The organism is Micromonospora sp. CV4 (assembly GCF_003667455.1).
In the GTDB taxonomy this organism is placed as follows: domain Bacteria; phylum Actinomycetota; class Actinomycetes; order Mycobacteriales; family Micromonosporaceae; genus Micromonospora.
Genome location: NZ_RCVI01000435.1, coordinates 1 through 7964 on the forward strand (window position 1 = coordinate 1; position 7964 = coordinate 7964).

6 protein-coding genes and 1 pseudogene are annotated in these 7964 nt (G+C 74.4%); 3 read left to right on the forward strand and 4 right to left on the reverse strand.

Going from position 1 to position 7964, the window contains the following annotated elements:
- The first annotated feature begins 146 nt into the window (after nucleotides 1-146).
- The 3 genes from EAD98_RS29815 (at nucleotide 147) to EAD98_RS29825 (ending at nucleotide 3217) form a co-directional block, all read left to right on the forward strand.
- Complete coding sequence (locus EAD98_RS29815; RefSeq protein WP_121657278.1) at nucleotides 147-1109, forward strand: UTP--glucose-1-phosphate uridylyltransferase; 963 nt, start codon at nucleotides 147-149, stop codon at nucleotides 1107-1109.
- Nucleotides 1106-2419, forward strand: coding sequence for a gephyrin-like molybdotransferase Glp (gene glp, locus EAD98_RS29820; protein ID WP_121657279.1), 1314 nt, complete (start codon nucleotides 1106-1108; stop codon nucleotides 2417-2419). The genes EAD98_RS29815 and glp (EAD98_RS29820) overlap by 4 nt, the downstream gene beginning before the upstream one ends.
- A 147-nt stretch (nucleotides 2420-2566) precedes the next feature.
- A complete protein-coding gene (locus EAD98_RS29825) occupies nucleotides 2567-3217 on the forward strand; it encodes a GNAT family N-acetyltransferase (RefSeq protein ID WP_121657280.1) in 651 nt (216 codons plus the stop codon).
- A 696-nt stretch (nucleotides 3218-3913) separates the two neighbouring features.
- Here the strand turns inward: EAD98_RS29825 and EAD98_RS31845 are convergent.
- The 4 genes and pseudogenes from EAD98_RS31845 to EAD98_RS29845 all read right to left on the reverse strand — a co-directional run.
- Nucleotides 3914-4514 (reverse strand): annotated as a pseudogene (locus tag EAD98_RS31845) (hypothetical protein); the annotation flags it as partial.
- 233 nt (nucleotides 4515-4747) lie between these two features.
- Nucleotides 4748-5398 (reverse strand): GNAT family N-acetyltransferase, encoded by a 651-nt coding sequence (locus EAD98_RS29835; RefSeq protein ID WP_121657281.1) that lies wholly within the window; start codon nucleotides 5396-5398, stop codon nucleotides 4748-4750.
- Between the two features lie 147 nt (nucleotides 5399-5545).
- Nucleotides 5546-6859 (reverse strand): gephyrin-like molybdotransferase Glp, encoded by a 1314-nt coding sequence (gene glp, locus EAD98_RS29840; RefSeq protein ID WP_121657279.1) that lies wholly within the window; start codon nucleotides 6857-6859, stop codon nucleotides 5546-5548.
- Nucleotides 6856-7818, reverse strand: coding sequence for a UTP--glucose-1-phosphate uridylyltransferase (locus EAD98_RS29845; protein ID WP_121657278.1), 963 nt, complete (start codon nucleotides 7816-7818; stop codon nucleotides 6856-6858). Before EAD98_RS29845 ends, glp (EAD98_RS29840) begins: the two co-directional genes overlap by 4 nt.
- Nucleotides 7819-7964: the final 146 nt, after the last annotated feature.

Consider the following 7964-nt stretch of genomic DNA (forward strand, 5'->3'; position numbering starts at 1 on the left):
CCCTGCCGGAACCGGCCGACGAGTCGGCGGACGGCGCCACGGACGCGGCCCGGCCCGGCCCGGGCGCCGCCCGGCCGGGGTCGGGCGGCGGCGCGTCTTCTGGGCCACACCCGCCGCGGCAGAGCCGTGGCCGATAGTCTCGCGGCATGTCGGAGCACTCAGCAGACCCCTCATCGACGGTCGCCGCAACCGGCCGTCCCCTGGCGGCCAAGGCCGTCATCCCGGCCGCCGGACTGGCCACCAGGTTCCTGCCGGCCACCAAGGCGGTGCCCAAGGAACTGCTGCCGGTGGTGGACCGGCCGGTGTTGCAGTACATCGTCGAGGAGGCCGCCCAGGCCGGCATCGTCGACGTGTTGCTGATCACCGGTCGGGGTAAGACGTCGATGGTGGACCACTTCGACCGTCGCCCGGACCTGGAGACCAGGCTGGAGGAGAAGGGCGACGCCGAGCGGCTGGCCGCCGTTCGCCGGCCCAGTGACCTGGCCGAGATCTACACCGTCCGGCAGCCGGAACAGCTCGGGCTCGGCCACGCCGTCGGGTACGCCGAGGCGCACGTCGGCGACCAGCCCTTCGCGGTGCTGCTCGGCGACGAGTTCGTCAAGCCGTCCGAGCCGTTGCTGCCGGCCATGCTGGAGCTTCAGGCCCGCACCGGTGGCGTGGTGCTCGCCTTCTTCGAGGTCGACCCGGCTGACACCAAGCGGTACGGCATCGCCTCCGTCGAGCCCGCCGAGGCGGAGCTGACCGACATCGGCGAGATCGTCAAGGTGACCGGCATGGTGGAGAAGCCGCAACCGGAGGACGCGCCGAGCAACCTCGCGGTGCTCGGCCGCTACGTGCTGCCGGGCGCGATCTTCGACGCGATCCGGCGGACCAAGCCGGGCAGCGGCGGCGAGATCCAACTGACCGACGCGATGGAGCTGCTGCGCACCGAGGGCATCCCGGTGCACGCGATCGTCTACCGGGGCACCCGCTACGACACCGGGATGCCACTGGGGTACCTCCAGACGGTGGTGCAGATCGCCGCCGAGCGCGAGGACATGGGCGCCGAGTTCCGCTCCTGGCTGGCCGACTTCGTCAAGGCCGACGCGGCAGGCGGATCTGGTACATGACCGCGACGGCCGACGCCGAGGCGGCCGCGAACGAGTTGACGCCGCTCGCCGACTACCTGGGCAGCGTGCTGCGCAGGTTACGAGCGCTGCCGCCACTCGACCTCGACCTCACCCAGGCGTACGGCAACGTCCTCGCCGAGGACGTCGTCGCGCCGCACGCCTTTCCGGCCTTCGACCAGGCGGCCGTGGACGGGTACGCGGCCCGCTGGGAGGACATTTCCGGAGGGGGCCGGGGGCCGAGCTACGTCCCGGCCCCCTCCGGCACGCCCGGTGGCCGGAGCATCCGGCTCAACGTGGTCGGCGACCTCGGCGCGGCGAGTTGGCGGCCCGTCCGGCTCACCCCGGGCTCGTGCTTCTCGGTGGCCGCCGGCTCGCCGTTGCCGGTCGCCGCCGACGTGGTGGTCCCGGTGGAGTGGACCGACCAGGGCATGGCCGCGGTGGAGATCTTCCGCACCCCCAAGCGGGGGTACGGGGTACGCCGCGCCGGTGAGGAGTTGCCCGCCGGCACGCTGCTCGCCCGGGCCGGCACGTACGTCTCCCCGGCCCTGGTCGCGGTGTTCGCCGCCACCGGCATCGGGCACGTGGTGGTCCGGCCCAGCCCACGCGTGGTCATCGTGGCCACCGGCGACGAGCTGGTCGACGTGGGCCGGGGCAGCCAGCCCGGGCAGGTGGTGGACGCGAACTCCCACGCGCTGACCGCCGCCGCGGCCGAGGTGGGCGCGCTCGCGTACCGGGTGGGCATCTGCGACGACGACCCGGAGGGGCTGCGCGGGCTGCTGGAGGATCAGACCCTGCGCGCCGACCTGATCATCACCACCGGGGGGACCGGCACCGGTCCCGGGGACATGGTGCGCCGGATCCTGTCCCGCCGGGAGGGCGGCCGGGCGGGGCCGGTCACCTTCACCGACGTGGCCCTCTATCCCGGCACCGCGCTCGGGTTCGGCACGGTCGGCGCCGAGGAGGTGCCGGTTGTCTGCCTGCCCGGTGACCCCGGCGCCGCGCTGATCGGCTTCGAGGTGCTGGCCCGCCCCGCCATCCAACTGCTCGCCGGCGCCGAGCCGGTGTTCCGGCCCAGCGTGCGGGCGCACCTGCTGGAGACCGTGTCGTCCCCGGGCGGCCTGCGCGAGTTCCGGCCCGCCCACGTCGCCGAGCGGCGCGGCGGCGGTTACACGGTGCAGCCGCTCGCCGGTGGGCCGTTCACCCTCTCCGGGCTGGCCGAAGCGAACGGGCTGCTGGTCCTCGGCGAGCGGGTCACCACCGCCGCCGCCGGATCCACCGTGGACGTCCTGCTGCTGGACCGTCGCCGGTGACGCCGTCCCGGTCGTCCGCCCGCAGGTGCGGCGGTGCGTCCGGGTGTGCGGCGGCACGCACCCCGACCCCGCGTTCATGAGGTCCCTTGTGCTGAGCGCGGTGGGTCCACTTGCGCGCGACACGGTCCCGCGCGGGAGACTGGGCGGGTGAGTCTCTTCGGCCCCGAGCGGGCACCCGGCTGGCCGGCGGTGCTGGTCGACGGCCCGGTGCTGCTGCGGCCCTACCGCCGCTCCGACGCGGCGGCCTGGTCGGAGGTGCGCCGGGCCAACCGGGCCTGGCTGGCGCCGTGGGAGTCGTCGCTGCCCGGCAGTTGGGACGAACTGAACTCGCCCGCCGCGTTCCGCTGGGTGCACCGTGACCAGCGGCGCTCGGCCCGCGAAGGTGAGGGCATGCCGTTCGCGGTCTGCCTGCGCGAGGCCGACCGGGACCGGCTGGTCGGGCACCTCAACGTCGGCAGCATCGTGCGGCGGGCGCTCTGTTCCGGGTACGTCGGCTACTGGGTGGATGCCCGGGTGGCCGGTCAGGGCGTGATCCCGACCGCGCTCGCGCTGGCCGTGGACCACGCGTTCGGTCCGGGCGGGCTGCACCGGGTGGAGGTCAACATCCGGCCGGAGAACCGGCCGTCCCGGCGGGTGGTGGAGAAGCTGGGCTTCCGCGAGGAGTCGTACCACGTGCGCTACATGCACATCGACGGCGCGTGGCGGGACCACATCGGATACGCGATGACCAGTGAAGAGATAGCCGCCGAGGGTGGCCTGCTGGCCCGCTGGCACCGGGTACGCGCCGGCGCGCGCTGAGACGCTGCCGGTCGACGCCGTAGCCGGGCAATTTCCCGACCGCCTTCCCCCTCGTCCCACGGACGGGATCGGCGCGGCGCGGCGGCATCCCGGTCGGTCCGCCGTAACCTCAAGTAACTGCAAGCTTCGGCAAGCGCTGCCCATCCGGACGATCCACGCAACCAAGCGCGATCGGTGGAAGATCCTGCGGTCGGGTGGTGGTTGCTCCGAATTCGGTGACGGGAGGGGTGAGGGTGCCGACCTCGGTGCTCCTCGCCGTCCTCGCCGCCGCCGGCCTGCTCGCCCTGGCCCCGGCGCTGGTTCGCCGGTACGACGCCACCGAGCGGCTGGTGGCGGAGCGGGCGCAGTCGACGGCGCGGGTGCTTCAGCGCCGCCGGCGCCGCCGCACTGTGCCGGGGCGGCGACCCGTGCACCCACCGCGTGCGCTCGTCGTCACCTTGAGTGCGGATGCGACTACCGGGGCGTTGACCGCGCCGGTCTCCGCGCCCCCGGCGGGCCGCCGTTCCGGGCGCCTGCGCGCCGTGCCGCCCGCAGCCAAGCGGTCCCGCCGCCGCCCGCCGCCCCGCCGGCAGCACACGCCCGCCGTGTACCGGCGCCGCCGCGTGCTCGCCGCCCTGCTGCTGCTCAACGTCGTCGAACTGATCGGCGTGCTCTTCGTCAGCCCCGGCTTCTGGATCGGCTTCTCGGTCACGTTCATGCTGCTCGCCGTGTACGTCGTACACCTGCGCGGTCGAGCCCTGGCCGGCCGCCGCCGACGGCGGGCCCGGGCCCGCCGTCGGCGGCGGCCGGCCAGGGCTCGACCGCGCAGGTGTACGACGTACACGGCGAGCAGCATGAACGTGACCGAGAAGCCGATCCAGAAGCCGGGGCTGACGAAGAGCACGCCGATCAGTTCGACGACGTTGAGCAGCAGCAGGGCGGCGAGCACGCGGCGGCGCCGGTACACGGCGGGCGTGTGCTGCCGGCGGGGCGGCGGGCGGCGGCGGGACCGCTTGGCTGCGGGCGGCACGGCGCGCAGGCGCCCGGAACGGCGGCCCGCCGGGGGCGCGGAGACCGGCGCGGTCAACGCCCCGGTAGTCGCATCCGCACTCAAGGTGACGACGAGCGCACGCGGTGGGTGCACGGGTCGCCGCCCCGGCACAGTGCGGCGGCGCCGGCGGCGCTGAAGCACCCGCGCCGTCGACTGCGCCCGCTCCGCCACCAGCCGCTCGGTGGCGTCGTACCGGCGAACCAGCGCCGGGGCCAGGGCGAGCAGGCCGGCGGCGGCGAGGACGGCGAGGAGCACCGAGGTCGGCACCCTCACCCCTCCCGTCACCGAATTCGGAGCAACCACCACCCGACCGCAGGATCTTCCACCGATCGCGCTTGGTTGCGTGGATCGTCCGGATGGGCAGCGCTTGCCGAAGCTTGCAGTTACTTGAGGTTACGGCGGACCGACCGGGATGCGTACGCGCCGCGCCGATCCCGTCCGTGGGACGAGGGGGAAGGCGGTCGGGAAATTGCCCGGCTACGGCGTCGACCGGCAGCGTCTCAGCGCGCGCCGGCGCGTACCCGGTGCCAGCGGGCCAGCAGGCCACCCTCGGCGGCTATCTCTTCACTGGTCATCGCGTATCCGATGTGGTCCCGCCACGCGCCGTCGATGTGCATGTAGCGCACATGGTACGACTCCTCGCGGAAGCCCAGCTTCTCCACCACCCGCCGGGACGGCCGGTTCTCCGGCCGGATGTTGACCTCCACCCGGTGCAGCCCGCCCGGACCGAACGCGTGGTCCACGGCCAGCGCGAGCGCGGTCGGGATCACGCCCTGACCGGCCACCCGGGCATCCACCCAGTAGCCGACGTACCCGGAACAGAGCGCCCGCCGCACGATGCTGCCGACGTTGAGGTGCCCGACCAGCCGGTCCCGGTCGGCCTCGCGCAGGCAGACCGCGAACGGCATGCCCTCACCTTCGCGGGCCGAGCGCCGCTGGTCACGGTGCACCCAGCGGAACGCGGCGGGCGAGTTCAGTTCGTCCCAACTGCCGGGCAGCGACGACTCCCACGGCGCCAGCCAGGCCCGGTTGGCCCGGCGCACCTCCGACCAGGCCGCCGCGTCGGAGCGGCGGCCGGGCCGCAGCAGCACCGGGCCGTCGACCAGCACCGCCGGCCAGCCGGGTGCCCGCTCGGGGCCGAAGAGACTCACCCGCCCAGTCTCCCGCGCGGGACCGTGTCGCGCGCAAGTGGACCCACCGCGCTCAGCACAAGGGACCTCATGAACGCGGGGTCGGGGTGCGTGCCGCCGCACACCCGGACGCACCGCCGCACCTGCGGGCGGACGACCGGGACGGCGTCACCGGCGACGGTCCAGCAGCAGGACGTCCACGGTGGATCCGGCGGCGGCGGTGGTGACCCGCTCGCCGAGGACCAGCAGCCCGTTCGCTTCGGCCAGCCCGGAGAGGGTGAACGGCCCACCGGCGAGCGGCTGCACCGTGTAACCGCCGCCGCGCCGCTCGGCGACGTGGGCGGGCCGGAACTCGCGCAGGCCGCCCGGGGACGACACGGTCTCCAGCAGGTGCGCCCGCACGCTGGGCCGGAACACCGGCTCGGCGCCGGCGAGCAGTTGGATGGCGGGGCGGGCCAGCACCTCGAAGCCGATCAGCGCGGCGCCGGGGTCACCGGGCAGGCAGACAACCGGCACCTCCTCGGCGCCGACCGTGCCGAACCCGAGCGCGGTGCCGGGATAGAGGGCCACGTCGGTGAAGGTGACCGGCCCCGCCCGGCCGCCCTCCCGGCGGGACAGGATCCGGCGCACCATGTCCCCGGGACCGGTGCCGGTCCCCCCGGTGGTGATGATCAGGTCGGCGCGCAGGGTCTGATCCTCCAGCAGCCCGCGCAGCCCCTCCGGGTCGTCGTCGCAGATGCCCACCCGGTACGCGAGCGCGCCCACCTCGGCCGCGGCGGCGGTCAGCGCGTGGGAGTTCGCGTCCACCACCTGCCCGGGCTGGCTGCCCCGGCCCACGTCGACCAGCTCGTCGCCGGTGGCCACGATGACCACGCGTGGGCTGGGCCGGACCACCACGTGCCCGATGCCGGTGGCGGCGAACACCGCGACCAGGGCCGGGGAGACGTACGTGCCGGCCCGGGCGAGCAGCGTGCCGGCGGGCAACTCCTCACCGGCGCGGCGTACCCCGTACCCCCGCTTGGGGGTGCGGAAGATCTCCACCGCGGCCATGCCCTGGTCGGTCCACTCCACCGGGACCACCACGTCGGCGGCGACCGGCAACGGCGAGCCGGCGGCCACCGAGAAGCACGAGCCCGGGGTGAGCCGGACGGGCCGCCAACTCGCCGCGCCGAGGTCGCCGACCACGTTGAGCCGGATGCTCCGGCCACCGGGCGTGCCGGAGGGGGCCGGGACGTAGCTCGGCCCCCGGCCCCCTCCGGAAATGTCCTCCCAGCGGGCCGCGTACCCGTCCACGGCCGCCTGGTCGAAGGCCGGAAAGGCGTGCGGCGCGACGACGTCCTCGGCGAGGACGTTGCCGTACGCCTGGGTGAGGTCGAGGTCGAGTGGCGGCAGCGCTCGTAACCTGCGCAGCACGCTGCCCAGGTAGTCGGCGAGCGGCGTCAACTCGTTCGCGGCCGCCTCGGCGTCGGCCGTCGCGGTCATGTACCAGATCCGCCTGCCGCGTCGGCCTTGACGAAGTCGGCCAGCCAGGAGCGGAACTCGGCGCCCATGTCCTCGCGCTCGGCGGCGATCTGCACCACCGTCTGGAGGTACCCCAGTGGCATCCCGGTGTCGTAGCGGGTGCCCCGGTAGACGATCGCGTGCACCGGGATGCCCTCGGTGCGCAGCAGCTCCATCGCGTCGGTCAGTTGGATCTCGCCGCCGCTGCCCGGCTTGGTCCGCCGGATCGCGTCGAAGATCGCGCCCGGCAGCACGTAGCGGCCGAGCACCGCGAGGTTGCTCGGCGCGTCCTCCGGTTGCGGCTTCTCCACCATGCCGGTCACCTTGACGATCTCGCCGATGTCGGTCAGCTCCGCCTCGGCGGGCTCGACGGAGGCGATGCCGTACCGCTTGGTGTCAGCCGGGTCGACCTCGAAGAAGGCGAGCACCACGCCACCGGTGCGGGCCTGAAGCTCCAGCATGGCCGGCAGCAACGGCTCGGACGGCTTGACGAACTCGTCGCCGAGCAGCACCGCGAAGGGCTGGTCGCCGACGTGCGCCTCGGCGTACCCGACGGCGTGGCCGAGCCCGAGCTGTTCCGGCTGCCGGACGGTGTAGATCTCGGCCAGGTCACTGGGCCGGCGAACGGCGGCCAGCCGCTCGGCGTCGCCCTTCTCCTCCAGCCTGGTCTCCAGGTCCGGGCGACGGTCGAAGTGGTCCACCATCGACGTCTTACCCCGACCGGTGATCAGCAACACGTCGACGATGCCGGCCTGGGCGGCCTCCTCGACGATGTACTGCAACACCGGCCGGTCCACCACCGGCAGCAGTTCCTTGGGCACCGCCTTGGTGGCCGGCAGGAACCTGGTGGCCAGTCCGGCGGCCGGGATGACGGCCTTGGCCGCCAGGGGACGGCCGGTTGCGGCGACCGTCGATGAGGGGTCTGCTGAGTGCTCCGACATGCCGCGAGACTATCGGCCACGGCTCTGCCGCGGCGGGTGTGGCCCAGAAGACGCGCCGCCGCCCGACCCCGGCCGGGCGGCGCCCGGGCCGGGCCGGGCCGCGTCCGTGGCGCCGTCCGCCGACTCGTCGGCCGGTTCCGGCAGGG